The sequence below is a fragment of the Streptomyces sp. AC627_RSS907 genome, assembly GCF_019049165.1.
Window position 1 is genome coordinate 1 of the sequence record NZ_JAGMUE010000119.1, and the last position, 16476, is coordinate 16476.

General features: G+C 72.3%; 13 protein-coding genes. 5 read left to right on the forward strand and 8 right to left on the reverse strand.

Annotated features, from left to right (window positions below; translation table 11 throughout):
- Nucleotides 1–363: 363 nt before the first annotated feature.
- The 4 genes from whiA to uvrC are packed head-to-tail and all read right to left on the reverse strand — an operon-like array spanning nucleotide 364 to nucleotide 5538.
- Complete coding sequence (gene whiA / locus KUM32_RS25660; protein WP_217144327.1) at nucleotides 364–1353, reverse strand: DNA-binding protein WhiA; 990 nt, start codon at nucleotides 1351–1353, stop codon at nucleotides 364–366.
- Complete coding sequence (gene yvcK, locus KUM32_RS25665) at nucleotides 1344–2435, reverse strand: uridine diphosphate-N-acetylglucosamine-binding protein YvcK (protein ID WP_217144328.1); 1092 nt, start codon at nucleotides 2433–2435, stop codon at nucleotides 1344–1346. Before yvcK ends, whiA begins: the two co-directional genes overlap by 10 nt.
- On the reverse strand, nucleotides 2432–3448 hold the full coding sequence (gene rapZ / locus KUM32_RS25670) for an RNase adapter RapZ (protein WP_217144329.1): 1017 nt from the start codon (nucleotides 3446–3448) through the stop codon (nucleotides 2432–2434). The genes yvcK and rapZ overlap by 4 nt, the downstream gene beginning before the upstream one ends.
- Nucleotides 3445–5538 carry an excinuclease ABC subunit UvrC gene (uvrC, locus tag KUM32_RS25675; RefSeq protein ID WP_217144330.1) on the reverse strand — a complete coding sequence of 698 codons (2094 nt, stop codon included), beginning with the start codon at nucleotides 5536–5538 and terminating at the stop codon, nucleotides 3445–3447. The genes rapZ and uvrC overlap by 4 nt, the downstream gene beginning before the upstream one ends.
- Nucleotides 5539–5910: 372 nt before the next feature.
- Between uvrC and KUM32_RS25680 the strand changes: the two genes are divergently transcribed.
- Nucleotides 5911–6870 carry a hypothetical protein gene (locus KUM32_RS25680; protein WP_217144331.1) on the forward strand — a complete coding sequence of 320 codons (960 nt, stop codon included), beginning with the start codon at nucleotides 5911–5913 and terminating at the stop codon, nucleotides 6868–6870.
- A 32-nt stretch (nucleotides 6871–6902) separates the two neighbouring features.
- Here KUM32_RS25680 and KUM32_RS25685 read toward each other — a convergent pair whose 3' ends face one another.
- Nucleotides 6903–7328, reverse strand: coding sequence for a Rieske (2Fe-2S) protein (locus KUM32_RS25685; protein ID WP_217144332.1), 426 nt, complete (start codon nucleotides 7326–7328; stop codon nucleotides 6903–6905).
- A 218-nt stretch (nucleotides 7329–7546) separates the two neighbouring features.
- Here KUM32_RS25685 and KUM32_RS25690 point away from each other — a divergent pair, with 218 nt between their 5' ends.
- Together KUM32_RS25690 and KUM32_RS25695 are read left to right on the forward strand one after the other, a co-directional pair.
- Entirely contained in the window at nucleotides 7547–8629 is a 1083-nt protein-coding gene (locus KUM32_RS25690; protein ID WP_217144333.1) for a LacI family DNA-binding transcriptional regulator, read from the forward strand.
- A complete protein-coding gene (locus KUM32_RS25695; protein WP_217144334.1) occupies nucleotides 8626–9534 on the forward strand; it encodes a carbohydrate kinase in 909 nt (302 codons plus the stop codon). Before KUM32_RS25690 ends, KUM32_RS25695 begins: the two co-directional genes overlap by 4 nt.
- Before the next feature lie 306 nt (nucleotides 9535–9840).
- Here the strand turns inward: KUM32_RS25695 and uvrA are convergent, their stop codons facing one another.
- Nucleotides 9841–12873, reverse strand: a complete 3033-nt coding sequence (gene uvrA, locus KUM32_RS25700; RefSeq protein ID WP_217144335.1) for an excinuclease ABC subunit UvrA — start codon at nucleotides 12871–12873, stop codon at nucleotides 9841–9843.
- 223 nt (nucleotides 12874–13096) lie between these two features.
- Here uvrA and KUM32_RS25705 point away from each other — a divergent pair, with 223 nt between their 5' ends.
- Both KUM32_RS25705 and KUM32_RS25710 read left to right on the forward strand, forming a co-directional pair.
- The gene (locus tag KUM32_RS25705; protein WP_217144336.1) at nucleotides 13097–13783 is read left to right on the forward strand and encodes a maleylpyruvate isomerase family mycothiol-dependent enzyme; all 687 of its coding nucleotides are present in this window, start codon (nucleotides 13097–13099) and stop codon (nucleotides 13781–13783) included.
- 40 nt (nucleotides 13784–13823) lie between these two features.
- Nucleotides 13824–14480 (forward strand): MBL fold metallo-hydrolase, encoded by a 657-nt coding sequence (locus KUM32_RS25710; RefSeq protein ID WP_217144337.1) that lies wholly within the window; start codon nucleotides 13824–13826, stop codon nucleotides 14478–14480.
- Nucleotides 14481–14673: 193 nt separating this feature from the next.
- On the opposite strand, the gene aroQ is transcribed toward KUM32_RS25710, so the two are convergent.
- The gene (gene aroQ / locus KUM32_RS25715) at nucleotides 14674–15147 is read right to left on the reverse strand and encodes a type II 3-dehydroquinate dehydratase (protein ID WP_217144338.1); all 474 of its coding nucleotides are present in this window, start codon (nucleotides 15145–15147) and stop codon (nucleotides 14674–14676) included.
- A gap of 151 nt (nucleotides 15148–15298) precedes the next feature.
- Complete coding sequence (locus KUM32_RS25720; RefSeq protein ID WP_217144339.1) at nucleotides 15299–16399, reverse strand: calcium:proton antiporter; 1101 nt, start codon at nucleotides 16397–16399, stop codon at nucleotides 15299–15301.
- Between the last annotated feature and the right edge of the window lie 77 nt (nucleotides 16400–16476).

Below are 16476 nucleotides of genomic sequence, written 5' to 3' on the forward strand. Positions count from 1 at the left end.
GCCGGTGCGTGCACGGACGGCCGGCGGGGCGGGGGCGGCCGGTGCGTGCACGGACGGCCCGCGGGGCGGGGGCGGCCGGTGCGTGCACGGACGGCCCGCGGGGCGGGGGCGGCCGGTGCGTGCACGGACGGCCGGCGCGTGCACGGACGGCCGGCGCGTGCACGGACGGCCGGCGCGTGCACGGGGCGGGCTGCGCCCCGGCCCGGACCCGGTCAGCCGACGAGGTTGCCGTTCGCGCCCTCGCTGGGATTCGCCTCCGTGCTCGGGATACCGAGGTCCGCGGCCCGCTTGTCGGCCATGGCCGGCGGCAGCGGACACGCCCCCATTGACCCGGACCGGACCCGGCCCCGGTCCCGGTCCCGGTCAGCCGATGAGGTTGTCCGCCATGTCCTCGCTGAGATTCGCCTCCGTGCTCGGGATACCGAGGTCCGCGGCCCGCTTGTCGGCCATGGCCAGCAGGCGGCGAATGCGGCCGGCGACCGCGTCCTTGGTCAACGGCGGGTCGGCGAGGGCGCCCAGCTCCTCCAGGGATGCCTGCTTGTGCTCCATGCGGAGCCGCCCGGCGGCGGCGAGGTGCTCGGGCACGTCGTCGGCGAGGATCTCCAGGGCCCGCTGGACCCGCGCACCGGCGGCGACGGCGGCGCGGGCCGAGCGGCGCAGGTTGGCGTCGTCGAAGTTGGCGAGGCGGTTGGCGGTCGCGCGGACCTCGCGGCGCAGCCGCCGCTCCTCCCAGGCCAGCACCGACTCATGGGCGCCCAGCCGGGTGAGCAGGGCGCCGATCGCGTCGCCGTCGCGGACGACGACCCGGTCCACGCCGCGCACCTCACGGGCCTTGGCGGCGATCGACAGCCGGCGGGCGGCGCCGACCAGGGCGAGCGCGGCCTCGGGACCCGGGCAGGTCACCTCCAGGGAGGAGGAACGGCCGGGCTCGGTGAGCGAACCGTGCGCCAGGAAGGCCCCGCGCCAGGCGGCCTCGGCGTCGCAGGTGGCCCCCGAGACCACCTGTGGCGGCAGGCCGCGGATCGGGCGGCCCCGGCCGTCCACCAGCCCGGTCTGGCGGGCCAGCTGGTCACCGCCCGCGACCACCCGGACGACGTAGCGCGAGCCGCGGCGCAGACCGCCCGGCGCCATCACGATCAGCTCGGAGCTGTGCCCGAAGATCTCCAGGATGTCCTGTTTGAGGCGACGCGCCGCCCTCGCCGTGTCCAGCTCCGCCTCGATCACGATGCGCCCGCTCACCAGGTGAAGGCCGCCGGCGAACCGCAGGATGGCGGAGACCTCCGCCTTCCTGCAGCAGGTCCGGGTGACGGGGAGCCGGGAGATCTCGTCCTTCACCGCTGGCGTCATCGCCATGGGCCGATCCTTCCATGCATCCGAAAAATACGGTCGTACGCGGCGGCCAGCAGCTCCGGGTCGTGCCTCGGGGTCCCGTCGGTCCGGGCGACCGGAGCCAGCTCGACCGCGGCGCCGAACCGTTTCGCGGCGTCGGTGAGCGAGTCACGGTCGGGCACGGCGGCCTGGTCGGCCAGCACCACGTCCAGGGCGAGTTTAGGGGCGTGTCGTCCCAAAACCTCCAAATGACGCTGCGGGGAGAAGCCCTCGGTTTCTCCGGGCTGCGGGGCGAGGTTCAGGGAGAGCACCCTGCGCGCCTTCGTCTCGACCAGCGCGTCCAGCAGATCGGGCACGAGCAGATGCGGGATGACCGAGGAGAACCAGGAGCCGGGCCCGAGCACCACCCAGTCGGCGTCCAGGACGGCGTCGACCGCCTCGGGGACGGCGGGCGGGTCGTTCGGCACCAGGTGCACGGACTGCACCTCGCCGGGCGTGAGCGCCACAGTCGCCTGCCCGCGCACGGTGTCCACCTCCTCGGGCCGGTCCGGGTCGTGGCCCCGGACCAGGGCCTGGAGCTCCAGCGGCACCGCGGACATGGGCAGCACCCGCCCGTGCGCGCCGAGCAGCTTGCCGACCAGGTCCAGCGCCTGGACGTGGTCGCCGAGCTGCTCCCACAGGGCGACGATCAGCAGATTGCCGACCGCGTGCTCGTGCAGGTCGCCCTGGGACTGGAAGCGGTGCTGGATGACGCGGGCCCAGGTCTGGCCCCAGTCGTCGTCGCCGCACAGCGCGGCCAGCGCCTTGCGCAGGTCGCCGGGCGGCAGGACGCCCAGCTCGTCGCGCAGGCGCCCGCTGGAGCCGCCGTCGTCGGCCACCGTGACGACGGCGGTGAGGTCGCCGGTGATCCGGCGCAGTGCGGCGAGCGAGGCGGACAGGCCCATGCCGCCGCCGAGGGCGACGACCTTGGGCTGGGTGCCCCGGCGGCGCGGCCTGCCGCCGCGCATCTGCTCGGGCCGGGTGGCGCGGGCGTCGGCGGGTCTGCCGCCGCGCCCCTCGGGCACCACCCGGCGCAGCCTGCTCAGCCGCGGAGTACGTCCTGTCATTCCCGTCCCATGTCCCGGTGGACGACCACCGTCTCCACGCCCTCGGCGGCGAGCCGGGCGGCGAGCTTCTCCGACATGGCCACGGACCGGTGCTTGCCGCCGGTGCAGCCGACGGCCACGGTCACGTAGCGCTTGCCCTCCCGACGGTAGCCCGCGGCGATCAGCTGGAGGAGTTCGGCGTAGCGGTCGAGGAACTCCTTGGCCCCGGGCTGGTTGAGGACGTACGAGGACACTTCCTCGTTCAGCCCGGTGAACGGGCGCAGTTCCGGGACCCAGTGCGGGTTGGGCAGGAAGCGCATGTCCACGACCAGATCGGCGTCGACCGGGAGGCCGTACTTGAATCCGAAGGACATGACGGTGGCCCGCAGCTCGGGCTCCTCCTCGCCGGCGAACTGGGCGTCCATCTTGGCGCGCAGTTCGTGCACGTTGAGGCTGGAGGTGTCGATCACCAGGTCCGCGTCGCCGCGCAGTTCGCGCAGGAGTTCCCGTTCGGCGGCGATGCCGTCGACGATGCGGCCGTCACCCTGGAGGGGGTGCGGGCGGCGCACCGACTCGAACCGGCGCACCAGGGCGTCGTCCGAGGACTCCAGGAAGACGATCCGCCGGGTGACGCCGCGGGCGTCGAGGTCGGCGAGGGACTCACGCAGGTTGTCGAAGAAGCGCCGGCCGCGGACGTCGACGACGACCGCGATCCGCGCCACGTTGCCCTGCGAGCGGGCACCGAGCTCCACCATGGTGGGGATCAGCGCGGGCGGCAGGTTGTCGACGACGAACCAGCCCAGGTCCTCCAGACACTTGGCGGCCGTCGAGCGGCCCGCCCCTGACATGCCGGAGATGATCACCAGCTCGGGGATGGCCACCTCGGGCGCCCCGGCTGTTTCCTTGCCCGTACTCACCTGTGCTCCGTTGTCCTGGCTCCGGTCGGAGCGGGCCGTCCGCGTGCCCGTGTCCTGGCCGGTCGTGCCGTGGGCCTGTTCTCGCCCCGCTGTGGGCCGTGCCTCGTGCTCGGTCATGTCTCCTGCCCCCGTCGTTCGTCCGGGGTGCCCGCGGACACGGGCTCCCCCGGGGCATCCGCCGTCGTCTCGGGTGCCCCGTCCTCGTCATCAATGATCTCTCCGGTCGCCGTGTTCACGGCGGGCGCGGCCGGGGTGGCCCGGGCGAGGGCCACGGCGACGGTCTCGGCCGTCTTGCGGCCTATGCCGGGCACCTCGCAGATCTGGTCGATCGTCGCCGACCGCAGCTTCTTCACCGAACCGAAGTGCTTGACCAGCGCCTGCTTGCGCGTCTCCCCCAGACCGGGCACGTCGTCCAGGGGACTGGTACGGAAACGCTTGGCGCGCCGGGTGCGCTGGTAGGTGATCGCGAAGCGGTGGGCCTCGTCACGGACCCGTTGCAGAAGGTACAGCCCCTCACTGGTGCGGGGCAGGACGACCGGGTCGTCCTCGCGGGGCAGCCAGACCTCTTCCAGACGCTTGGCCAGGCCGCAGACGGCGATGTCGTCGATCCCGAGCTCGTCCAGGGCCCGCTGCGCCGCCGCGACCTGCGGCTGCCCGCCGTCGACGACGACGAGCTGGGGCGGGTAGGCGAAACGCTTGGGGCGGCCGTCGTCGTCCTTGAGGGCCGGACCGCCCGCGGGGCCCCCGTCGTCGGTGGGCTGGTCGCCGACGTCGGTGACCTCTCCGTCCGCCCATTCACCGGTCCTCTCCTTCTCGGCGAGGTAGCGGCGGAACCGGCGGGTGATGACCTCGTGCATGGAACGGACGTCGTCCTGTCCTGAGAAGCCCTTGATCTGGAAGCGGCGGTATTCGCTCTTCCGGGCCAGTCCGTCCTCGAAGACGACCATGGAGGCCACGACGTCGTCGCCCTGGAGGTGGGAGATGTCGTAGCACTCGATCCGGAGCGGGGCGCTGTCCAGACCGAGGGCGTCGGCGATCTCCTCCAGTGCGCGCGAGCGCGTGGTCAGATCGGAGGCGCGCTTGGTCTTGTGCAGGACGAGCGCCTGCTGTGCGTTGCGCTGCACCGTCTCCATCAGGGCCTTCTTGTCGCCGCGCTGCGGAATGCGCAGCGAGACGCCCGACCCGCGGCGCTCTGCCAGCCACTGCTGGACCGGCTCCACCGGCTCGGGCAGGGCGGGGACCAGGACCTCCTTGGGGACCGCGTCGCCGGTCTCCTCGCCGTACAGCTGCTGGAGTGCGTGTTCGACGAGGGCGCCGGTGGTGATCTCCTCCACCTTGTCCGTGACCCAGCCGCGCTGGCCGCGCACGCGTCCGCCCCGCACGTGGAAGATCTGGACGGCCGCCTCCAGCTCGTCCTCGGCGACCGCGATCAGGTCGGCGTCGGTCGCGTCGGCGAGGACGACCGCGCTCTTCTCCATGGCCTTCTTCAGCGCCCCGATGTCGTCGCGCAGGCGCGCCGCCCGCTCGTACTCCATCTCCTCGGCCGCATCTGCCATCCGCTGCTCCAGGCGGCGCAGGTAGGTGCCCGTGCGGCCGGCCATGAAGTCGCAGAACTCCTCCGCGAGCTCCCGGTGGTCCTCGGCGGAGATCCGCTCCACGCAGGGCGCGGAACACTTGCCGATGTAGCCGAGCAGGCAGGGGCGACCCGTGCGGGCGGCGTTCTTGAAGACCCCGGCGGAGCAGGTGCGCACCGGGAAGACACGCAGCAGGAGGTCGACCGTGTCGCGGATCGCCCAGGCGTGCCCGTACGGCCCGAAGTAGCGCACGCCCTTCTTCTTGTGGCCGCGCATCACCTGCACGCGCGGGAACTCCTCGTTCATCGTCACCGCGAGGTACGGGTAGCTCTTGTCGTCGCGGTACTTGACGTTGAACCGGGGGTCGTACTCCTTGATCCAGGAGTACTCCAGCTGCAGCGCCTCGACCTCCGTGGACACCACCGTCCACTCCACGGACGCGGCGGTGGTGACCATGGTGCGGGTGCGGGGGTGGAGGTTCGCCACGTCCTGGAAGTAGTTCGCCAGGCGCTGGCGCAGGCTCTTCGCCTTTCCGACGTAGATCACCCGGCGGTGCTCGTCGCGGAACCTGTACACCCCCGGGGAGTCCGGGATCTCACCCGGCCTGGGGCGGTAGCTGGAGGGGTCGGCCATGTCTCACACCCTACTGGCGGGAACCGACACTCCGGCGGGGCTGTGGACGACGGGTCGAGGGCCCTGTGGACAACCCGCAGCGGGGGCCTGCGGGCGGCCCGTCGCGGGGCCGGCGGGAGACGGGCCGGGGCCGACCGGTCACGACAGGTGCCCCCTCGGCGGCGCGCCGGTGCGTTCTCGGCCAGGAGCGGGGCGAGGTCCGGCCACAGGTGTTGTCGGGACTTGGTCAACACGCTTCAATGCGGGGGGACTCGGGGTCCTGCAGCGCGGCGTCCGGATGCGACGAGCTCCGTGCCGCGACCGGGGGCGGGCCCGACGGATCCGCGTCGAACGGTCCGACCAGCCGTTGTGGAGTCACAGAAAGGCCCCTGCATGCCGCACGCCACACAGCACGCGGAGTCCGCCACGGCGGAACTCGACTCGGCCCTGCGCGGTGGTCCCTTCCACGTCGCCCTGCGCGCCGCGATCGCCGCTCGCGGACTGCCGCTGCAGCGGGTGCGGCACCATCTGTCGCGCCACGGGGTGACGGTGGGCGTCACGAGTCTGAGCTACTGGCAGCAGGGCGCCCGGCGGCCCCGGCGCCCGGAGTCGCTGCGGGCCGTGCGGGCCCTGGAGGAGATACTCCAGCTGCCCGAGGAGTCGCTGCTCCGCCTGCTCGTCGAGGCCGGTGACGCCTGCGGGGACGCCTCGGGCCAGCGGTCCGCGGCTCTCTCCCACCGGGCCCGTCCAGAGGCTTCCGGCGTCCTGGACGGGCTGCTCGCCGAGCTGGACCACTCGTCGTCGGACAGCGGGACGCACACCCTCGGACATCACGAGCACATCCGGATCGGACCACGGCGCGAGCTCGCGGGGCGCGAGTCGCACCACATCGTCCGCGCCCATCGCGACGGCGTCGACCGCTTCGTCGCCGTCCACCACGGCGACCCGGGGTGCGTTCCCGCGCGGATGACCGTCCACGCGCTGGAGAACTGCCGTACGGGGCGTGTGCGCACCCACCACGACACGGGCGTACTCATGACCGAGCTGCTGTTCGACACGCGTCTGCGGGCCGGGGACACCCATCTCTTCCGCTACGGCGTCGAGGACGGCACGGCCGGGGTGTCGCGCGAGTACGTCCGGGAGTCCGGTACGGCGGGTGGGCAGTACGCCCTCCAGGTGCGGTTCGACGCCGCGGCCCTTCCGGTGCGCTGCCACCGGTTCACGCAGCACTCACCGGCAGCGCCGCGCGGCGGCAGGCAGGAGCTGGCCCTCAACGGGCACTACCACTCGGTGCACCTCGTGGAACCACGGGCGCGGTCCGGGACGCTGGGGATCGGGTGGGACTGGGAGTGAGCGGGCGCCCGTGCCCCGGCGTCGAAGCGGGGTCAGGTCCCCGGGCTCACGATGATCCTGCCCTGCTTCACCTCGACCGGCAGCTGAACGAGCGGCACGTCGGCCGGGGCGTGCAGCACCTCGCCGGTCCGGGCGTCGAACTCGCTGCCGTGACACGGGCAGACGAGTTTCGTCCCCTCGAGCTTCTTGATGGGGCACCCCGCGTGCGTGCAGACCGTGCTGAACGCCTTCAGGGAGCCGTCCTGGGCGCGACTGACCACCACGTTCTGGTCCCGATGGAGCTTGGTCGCGCCCTTGGCGACCTCGCCGTCCACCCCGAGATCCACGGGCGCGGTCGGCGTGGCGGGCGCGGCACCGTCGTCACCCGGCGAGCAGGCGGCCAGCCCGATTCCGGCGACGGGAGTGAGGGCCGCCGTGCGCAGGACGGTACGACGGCTCGGGACGGGGCGGCCGGACATGGGGGGTCTCCACTGGTCAGGGGGCGTGCAGGGCGACGATATCGGGCGCCCGCGCCCGTCCCGCGAGGTGGGTCACCTGGGTACGGCAGCACGGAAGAGCGGACGTAAACGCTTGCGCAAGCGTTTACGCCGGCCTCCCCATGAGATACGGTCCCGGCCAGGCGGCAGTACGCAGCGTGCCTGGCCGACAGGCGGCAGGAGGCGAGGGGAGCACGCCCATGGCGACCATGACCGATGTCGCCCGGAGCGCCGGGGTCTCCGTGGCGACCGTCTCACATGTGCTCAACGACACCCGCCCGGTGCTGCCGCACACCCGCCAGGCGGTACTGGACGCCGTCGAGGAGCTCGGCTACACCCCGAACACCCTCGCCCGCTCCCTGGTGACCTCCCGCACCCGCTCCATCGGGCTCGCGGTCTCCGCGATCAGCAACCCGTACTTCACGGAGATCCTCCAGGGCGTCGAGACCGCCGCCCTGGAGCACGGCTACGGCCTGCTCGTCGCCGACCCCCACGACGATCCCGAGCACGAGCGCAAGGTCGCCCAGTTGCTGCACGAGCGGCGCGTGGACGGCATGATCGTCGCGCCCTCCGCCGACCCGCGCGAGCTGGTCGCCTACCTCGGACGCCACCGGGTGCCGACCGTGTTCCTCGACCGGCTCGTGGACACCCCGGACGGCGATGACGCCCCGCGCTTCGACCAGGTCCGCGCCGAGAGTGCCGAGCCGACGACCCGGCTGGTCACCCATCTCGCCGGGCTCGGCCACCGCCGGATCGGCCTGGTCGCGGGCCGCCCGGGCCTCAGCACGACGCACGAGCGGATCACCGGCTACCGGCACGGCCTGGCCGCCGCCGGGCTACCGTACGACGAACGGCTCCTGGTGCACGGCGACTCCGAGGCGGCCGGCGGCGAACGGGCCACGGCGGACCTGCTGTCCCTGGCGGTGCCGCCCACCGCGCTGGTCACCGCCAACAACGCGATGACCATCGGCGCGCTGCGCGCCCTGCGGGACCGCGGTCTGTCCGTGCCCGATGACCTCGCGCTGTGCTGCTTCGACGACTTCGCCTGGGCGGACCTCTTCTCCCCGCGGCTCACCGCCGTCGCGCAGCCCAGCCGGGAGCTCGGCGCGCAGGCCCTCCGGCTGCTGCTGGACCGCCTCGCGGCGCCGGACGCGCCCGTGCGGTCCGTCCGGCTGCCCTGCGCCTTCGTCCACCGCACCTCGTGCGGCTGCCCCGAGCCGTCCGACCGGCCGGAGCAGTTCGAGCACGCCTCCGCCAAGGCCCAGGAAGGGAATCCGCCGTGATCGTCGTCGCCGGTGAGGCACTGATCGACCTGGTACCGCAGGGCACGGGCGCCCTCGCCCCGCTGCGGCCGGCGCTCGGCGGTGGTCCGTACAACACCGCCGTCGCGCTGGGCCGCCTCGGCTCCCCCGTCGCCTTCTGCTCCCGGGTGTCGTCCGACGCCTTCGGCGAGGCGTTGCTGGACCGGCTGCGCGGGACCGGCGTGGACGTCTCGACGGTGCAGCGCGGGACCGAGCCGACGACCCTCGCCGTGGCCTCGGTCGGCGCGGACGGCTCGGCCGCCTACTCCTTCTACGTGGACGGGACGGCGGACCGGCTGTTCACGGTGCCCGCCGCCCTGCCGTCCGGCACCCGGGCCGTCTCCTTCGGGACCTGCTCCCTGGTCCTGGAGCCGGGGGCGAGCGCGTACGAGGAACTGCTGCACCGGACGGCCGCGCGGGGCGTGTTCACCGCGCTGGACCCGAACGTCCGGGCCGGACTGATCCCGGACCCGGACGCCTACCGGACCCGGTTCAAGAGCTGGCTGCCGTCGGTCTCGCTGCTGAAGCTGTCGGCCGAGGACGCCGAGTGGCTCGGCGGCACTCCCGAGGAGTGGCTGGCGGCGGGCCCGGCGGCGGTCGTGGTCACCCGGGGCGGTGCCGGACTGACGGCGTACACCCGCGACGGCGCCGAGTACGCGGTGCCGGGCCGACGGGTCGAGGTGGTGGACACGATCGGCGCGGGCGACACGGTGAACGCGGCACTGCTGCACGGTCTCGCGGTACGCGACGCCCTCGGCGGAGAGGCGGTGGCCGCCCTGGGTCCGGGAGGCTGGACGGGACTCCTGGACTTCGCCGCCCGCGCGGCGGCGATCACTTGTTCCCGCGCGGGCGCGGAACCGCCGTACGCCGGGGAAGTGTCCCTCTGACGGTCCGCGGTTCCGGATGTGCGTTCAGCCCGCCGTCCCTACCGCGCGCGGGGCGCGGGGACGACGGCCGTGGCGGTCCCGGGCCGCTGCCGTGACTGCGCCGGCGGACAGGTGCACGTCGATCCGCCGGTCCTCCTCCGGAAGCACCGGCGTCGTCATGTGCAGCAGGTCTCGGAGAGGTCGTCAAGGTCCCGCTGGACACGCAGCTCGTGGAGCCGGCGGGCGCCCGGCACCGGACACGCGGACGCGCAGGGTCCCACGGAGTGCTCCGTGGGACCCTGCGCGTCAGTGCGCCCGCGGGCGCCGTCAGGCCTTGCGCGTCCGCGTCGTCTTCTTCGCGGCGGGCTTGGTGGCCTTCTCTGCCGCCTTGGTGGCGGTCTTCTTCGCAGCCGTACCGGTGACCGCCTTGGTGGCGGTCTTCCTGGCGCCGGCCTTGGCCGCGACCGTCTTCGCCGCCGACTTGCGCGGCGCCTTCGCCGGGGCCGCGTCGCTGATCCGGTCGGCGCCGAGGATGTCCCGCAGGAACTTGCCGGTGTGGCTGGCCGGCACGCCGGCGACCTGCTCGGGCGTGCCCTCCGCGACCACCAGGCCACCGCCTGCGCCGCCCTCGGGGCCCATGTCGACGACCCAGTCGGCGGTTTTGATCACGTCGAGGTTGTGCTCGATGACGATGACCGTGTTGCCCTTGTCGACCAGGCCGGCCAGGACCGTCAGGAGCTTGCTGATGTCCTCGAAGTGCAGACCGGTGGTCGGCTCGTCCAGGACGTAGACCGTGCGCCCGGTGGAGCGGCGCTGCAGTTCGCTGGCCAGCTTCACGCGCTGGGCCTCGCCGCCGGACAGGGTGGTCGCGGACTGTCCCAGCCGCACGTAGCCGAGGCCGACGTCCTTCAGCGTCTTCATGTGCCGGGAGATCGCGGGGACCGCCTCGAAGAAGTCGGTCGCCTCCTCGATGGGCATGTTCAGGACGTCGGCGATGGACTTGCCCTTGTAGTGGACCTCCAGGGTCTCCCGGTTGTACCGGGCGCCGTGGCAGACCTCGCACGGGACGTAGACGTCCGGGAGGAAGTTCATCTCGATCTTGATCGTGCCGTCGCCCGCGCAGTTCTCGCAGCGGCCGCCCTTGACGTTGAAGGAGAACCGGCCCGGCATGTAGCCGCGGACCTTCGCCTCCGTCGTCTCGGCGAACAGCTTGCGGATGTGGTCGAAGACGCCCGTGTACGTCGCCGGGTTGGACCGCGGGGTGCGTCCGATGGGCGACTGGTCGACGTGGACGACCTTGTCGACGAGGTCGTCGCCGTCCACGCGCGTGTGCCGCCCGGGCACGTTGCGGGCGCCGTTCAGCTCGCGGGCCAGGTGCGTGTACAGGATGTCGTTGACCAGGGTCGACTTGCCGGAGCCGGAGACGCCGGTGACGGCCGTGAACACACCCAGCGGGAAGGAGACGTCGATGTCCTGGAGGTTGTTCTCCCGGGCACCGTGCACGGTGAGCTGCCGGGACGGGTCGCGGGGGCGCCGGACCTCGGGCAGGGGGATGGCCTTCCTGCCGGACAGGTACAGGCCGGTCTGCGACTCGGCGTTGTCGAGCAGCTCCTTCACGGAACCGCTGTGCACCACCTTGCCGCCGTGCTCGCCGGCGCCGGGGCCGATGTCGACGATCCAGTCGGCGACCTTGATGGTGTCCTCGTCGTGCTCGACGACGATGAGCGTGTTGCCCATGTCGCGGAGCCGGACGAGGGTCTCGATCAGCCGGTGGTTGTCGCGCTGGTGCAGGCCGATGGACGGCTCGTCGAGGACGTACAGCACGCCGACGAGCCCGGAGCCGATCTGGGTGGCCAGGCGGATGCGCTGGGCCTCGCCGCCGGAGAGGGTGCCGGCCGCGCGGTTGAGGGAGAGGTAGTCCAGGCCGACGTCGACCAGGAACCGCAGCCGCTCGTTGACCTCCTTCAGGACGCGCTCGGCGATCTTCTTGTCGCGGGCGCTGAGCTTCAGCTCGCCCAGGAAGTCCGCGCAGTCGCTGATGGACATCGCCGAGACCTCGGCGATCGACTTGCCCATGACCGTGACCGCGAGCACGAGCGGCTTCAGGCGCGTGCCCTCACACGTGGGGCAGGGCACCTCGCGCATGTAGCCCTCGAAGCGCTCGCGGCTGGCATCGCTCTCGGCCTCGCTGTGCCGGCGCTTGACGAAGGGGATGGCGCCCTCGAAGGCCGTGGTGTACCGGCGCTCGCGCCCGTACCGGTTGCGGTAGCGGACCTCGACCTGGGTCTTGTGCCCGTACAGCAGTGCCTTGCGGGCGCGCAGCGGCAGGCCGCCGAAGGGGATGTCCGTCCGGAAGCCCAGCGCGTCGGCGAGTGCGCCGATGAGGCGGCCGAAGTAGTCCTTGGTGTGCCCGTGCGACCAGGGGTGTATGGCGCCCTCGTCCAGGGACTTGTCCGGGTCCGGGACGATCAGCTCCGGGTCGACCTCCATGCGCGTGCCGATGCCGGAGCAGTCGGGGCAGGCGCCGAAGGGGGAGTTGAAGGAGAAGGAGCGGGGCTCCAGCTCCTCGAAGGACAGGTCGTCGTACGGGCAGTACAGGTGCTCCGAGTACATGCGCTCGCGCTCGGGGTCGTCCTCGGGGAGGTCGACGAAGTCGAGCACGACCATGCCGCCGGACAGGCCGAGGGCGGTCTCGACGGAGTCGGTGAGGCGGCGCTTGGCGGAGTCCTTGACGGTGAGGCGGTCGACGACCACCTCGATGGTGTGCTTCTCCTGCTTCTTCAGCGTGGGCGGCTGGGAGAGCTGGATGGTCTCGCCGTCCACGCGCGCGCGGGAGTAGCCCTTGGTCTGCAGGTCGGCGAAGAGGTCGACGAACTCGCCCTTGCGCTCGCGCACCAGCGGCGACAGCACCTGGAAGCGGCTGCCCTCCGGCAGCTCCAGGACCTTGTCGACGATGGCCTGCGGCGACTGGCGCGAGATCGGCCGGCCGCACTCCGGACAGTGCGGCTTGCCGATGCGGGCGAAGAGCAGGCGCAGGTAGTCGTAGACCTCGGTGATGGTGCCGACCGTGGAGCGTGGGTTGCGCGAGGTCGACTTCTGGTCGATGGAGACCGCCGGGGAGAGGCCCTCGATGAAGTCGACGTCCGGCTTGTCCATCTGGCCGAGGAACTGCCGGGCATAGGAGGAGAGCGACTCCACGTAGCGCCGCTGGCCCTCGGCGAAGATCGTGTCGAAGGCCAGGGAGGACTTGCCCGACCCGGACAGGCCCGTGAAGACGATGAGCGAGTCACGAGGCAGGTCGAGCGAGACGTTCTTCAGGTTGTGCTCGCGCGCGCCACGGACGATGAGACGGTCGGCCACGCCGGTCCGCACCTTTCTTGAGAGAAGTGACAGGGGCGGGGCCCCCGTCTTTCCCAGACTAGGGGGAGCCACTGACAACGCCGGTCGGATTCACCGGTTGTCAACAAACCCCGACTTCCCAGCATGCCCGACGCCGCATCCGACCATATAGCACGTGCATTCGATTTGCGGGCGTCGTCCACCACCTTCACCCGAACGTGTGGCGCGGTCTAGGGTCGGCACCATGATTGATCACGCGCATGACCTGGCGTCTGTACGTGACGCTACCGAGCGGCTGCTCACCGCGGTCGGAAAACTGGACAACGCGTCCGTGACGGAGTCGTCACTGCTTCCCGGCTGGACCCGCGGCCACGTCCTCGCCCACCTCGCCCGCAACGCGGACGCCCTCGTGAACGCCCTCGAAGGACGCCCCATGTACGTCTCCGGCGAGGCCCGGGACGCCGACATCGAGCGGGACGCCCCGCGCCCGTTGGACGCACACCTCGCCGACGTGCGGGAGAGCGCGGCCCGGTTCCAGCAGACGGGGGCGGCGCCCGCCGACTGGTCGCGCACGGTGGAACTGCGCAACGGCGTCACCGACTCCGCCTCCCAGGTGCCCTTCCGGCGGTGGGCCGAGGTGGAGCTGCACCACGTGGACCTGGGGATCGGGTACGAACTGGAAGATCTTCCGGCGGAGTTCACCCAGCGGGAGACCGAGTTCCTCGCCGCCCGTTTCACCGGGCATCCGGACGTGCCGCCCACCCGGATCACGGACGGCACCCGCGCGTGGAGCACGGGCCGGGAGGCGGCGGACCCGGAGGTGACCGTCACCGGTCCGCCGGCCGATCTCCTCGGCTGGCTCGCCGGCCGCCGTGACGGGACCGCGCTGACCGTGCGGGGCGGCCCGCTGCCCGTGCTGCCACCGCTGTAGCGGGCGGTCCGGGGCCGCCTCCGGCGCTAGGCTGGCCGTCATGACGTACAGCGGAGAGGTGAGGGTCGGCGGCCCCGCCGACGTGCACGAGCTCAAGGACCTGATGATCACCAAGGTCGCGGTCGGCCCGATGGACAACAACGCCTATCTGCTCCGCTGCCGGGCCACCGACGAGCAGCTGCTGATCGACGCCGCGAACGACGCCCACTCGCTGCTCGGCACGATCGGTGACAGCGGCATCGCGTCCGTCGTCACCACCCACCGGCACGGCGACCACTGGCAGGCGCTCGCCGAGGTGGTCGCGGCCACCGGCGCCCGTACCTACGCGGGCCGGTACGACGCGGAGGGCATCCCCGTGCCGACCGACGTCCCGGTCGACGACGGCGACACGATCCGGGTGGGGCAGGTGGAGCTCACCGCGCGCCACCTGGTCGGGCACACGCCCGGCTCCATCGTCCTGGTGTACGACGACCCGCACGGGCATCCCCATGTGTTCACCGGGGACTGTCTCTTCCCGGGCGGTGTGGGCAACACCCACAAGGATCCGAAGGCGTTCGCGAGCCTGATGCACGACGTGGAGACCAAGGTCTTCGACGTGCTCCCCGACGAGACGTGGGTCTATCCCGGGCACGGCAACGACACCACCCTCGGCGCGGAGCGGCCGCATCTGCCGGAGTGGCACGCGCGCGGCTGGTGAACGGCGCACACGGCACCCGTGTGACACGCTCGCACCGCCGCCGGCGGGCGGGGCCGTACGCGCTCCCGGCCCGGAGGCCGCGCGGCCGGTTCTGAGGGCAGCCCCGCGCAGGACGACGGTGCTCCTGGGCGGCACGGGCCGCCGGTTCCTCCGGTACCCGGCCCCCGGCCTCGGCAGACGGCTCCCGCACCTGTCAGGCGTCGGCCTGTCCCACCCCGGCCAGCGCGGCGATCCGCTCCACGCCGAACACGTACCCCTGCACCCCGCACCCCGCGATCACGCCATCGGCACGCTGCGAGACGTACGAATGGTGACGGAACGACTCGCGCTGATGGATGTTGGAGATGTGGACCTCCACCACCGGCAGCCCGTCACAGGTGTTGAGCGCGTCCAGGATGGCGACGGACGTGTGCGAGTAGGCGGCGGGGTTGATCACGATCCCGCAGTGGTTCAGCCGGGCCTCCTGGATCCAGTCGACCAGTTCGCCCTCGTGGTTGGACTGCCGGAAGTCCACCGTGCCACCGTGCGCCGCCGCCGCCTTCACGCAGAGGGCCTCGACGTCGGCGAGGCTGTCCGAGCCGTAGATCTCCGGCTGGCGTCGGCCCAGCAGGTTCAGGTTGGGGCCGTTGAGGATCATGATCGGGGCGTTGGCCAGGGTGCGGGGCACGGTTCCTCCGGTCCGTTCGAAGTGCGGCGGTCCTGACTCGACCGCTGCTCGGCCCCGGTCTATCACGGTGCTGGACGCCGGCCTCACCCCGGGGAACCCGGGAGCGGCCCTGGCTGTCCGGGGCGCGCGTCTCGGAACGGCGCCCCCGACGCTACGGATTGACGGCGAGTTCCAGGTAGGCCGCGAACAGCACGAGGTGCACGCCTCCCTGCAGGGGCGTGGCTCGGCCCGGTACGACCGTCAGCGATGCCACCACCACGGTCAGGGCGAGCAGCACCATGTGGGTGGATCCCAGACCGAGGAGCAACGGCCCGGAGAGCCACAGGGAGGCGAGGGCGACCGCCGGGATGGTCAGACCGATGCTGGCCATCGCCGAACCGAGCGCGAGGTTCAGACTGGTCTGCACCCGGTCGCGGCGCGCGGAACGCAGCGCGGCGATGGTCTCGGGGAGCAGTACCAGCAGGGCGATGATGACGCCGACGACGGCGTGGTGCAGCCCGGCGGCCGCCACTCCGTCCTCGATGGTGGGCGACACGCCTTTCGCCAGGCCGACCACGCCGATCAGGGCGAGGCCCAGCAGCCCGAGGCTGAACAGGGCGGTGCGGACGGTCGGCACTTCGGCATGGGACTCGACGGTGATCACTTCGCCCTGCCGGGTGATCGGCAGGAAGTAGTCGCGGTGCCGCACGGTCAGGGTCGCGATGAACAGGGCGTAGAGGACGAGCGAGGAGAGCGCGGCGAAGGTCAGCTGCACGGTGGAGAACTCCGGACCGGGCGCGCTGGTGGTGAACGTCGGCAGCACCAGGCTGAGCGTGGCCAGGGTCGCGACCGTCGCGAGGGCGGCGCCGGTGCCCTCCGGGTTGAACACCGCGGTGCCGTGCCGCAGGGAGCCGACCAGGAGGCTGAGGCCGACGACGCCGTTGCAGGTGATCATCACGGCCGCGAAGACCGTGTCCCTGGCCAGGGTCGCGCTCTTGTCGCCGCCGTCCGCCATCAGGGTGACGATGAGAGCGACTTCGATGACGGTGACGGCGATGGCGAGAACGAGAGAGCCGAACGGTTCTCCGACCCGGTGGGCGACCACCTCGGCATGGTGCACCGCGGCCAGGACGGACGCCGCGAGGACGACCGTGAGCAGCGCGACGATCACACCGGGCAGATCGCGGCCCCAGGTGATGACCAGCAGCACGACCGCGACCACGGGCGTGAGGGTCGTCCACCGTGTGATGAGTGCCCTGGGACGAGTGATCATGCGGCGATCGTCGCAGAGTGCGACGGGCGTCGCACTCCCGGTCACGCGGACCGGGGACAGGGGGCAGGGGGCAGGGG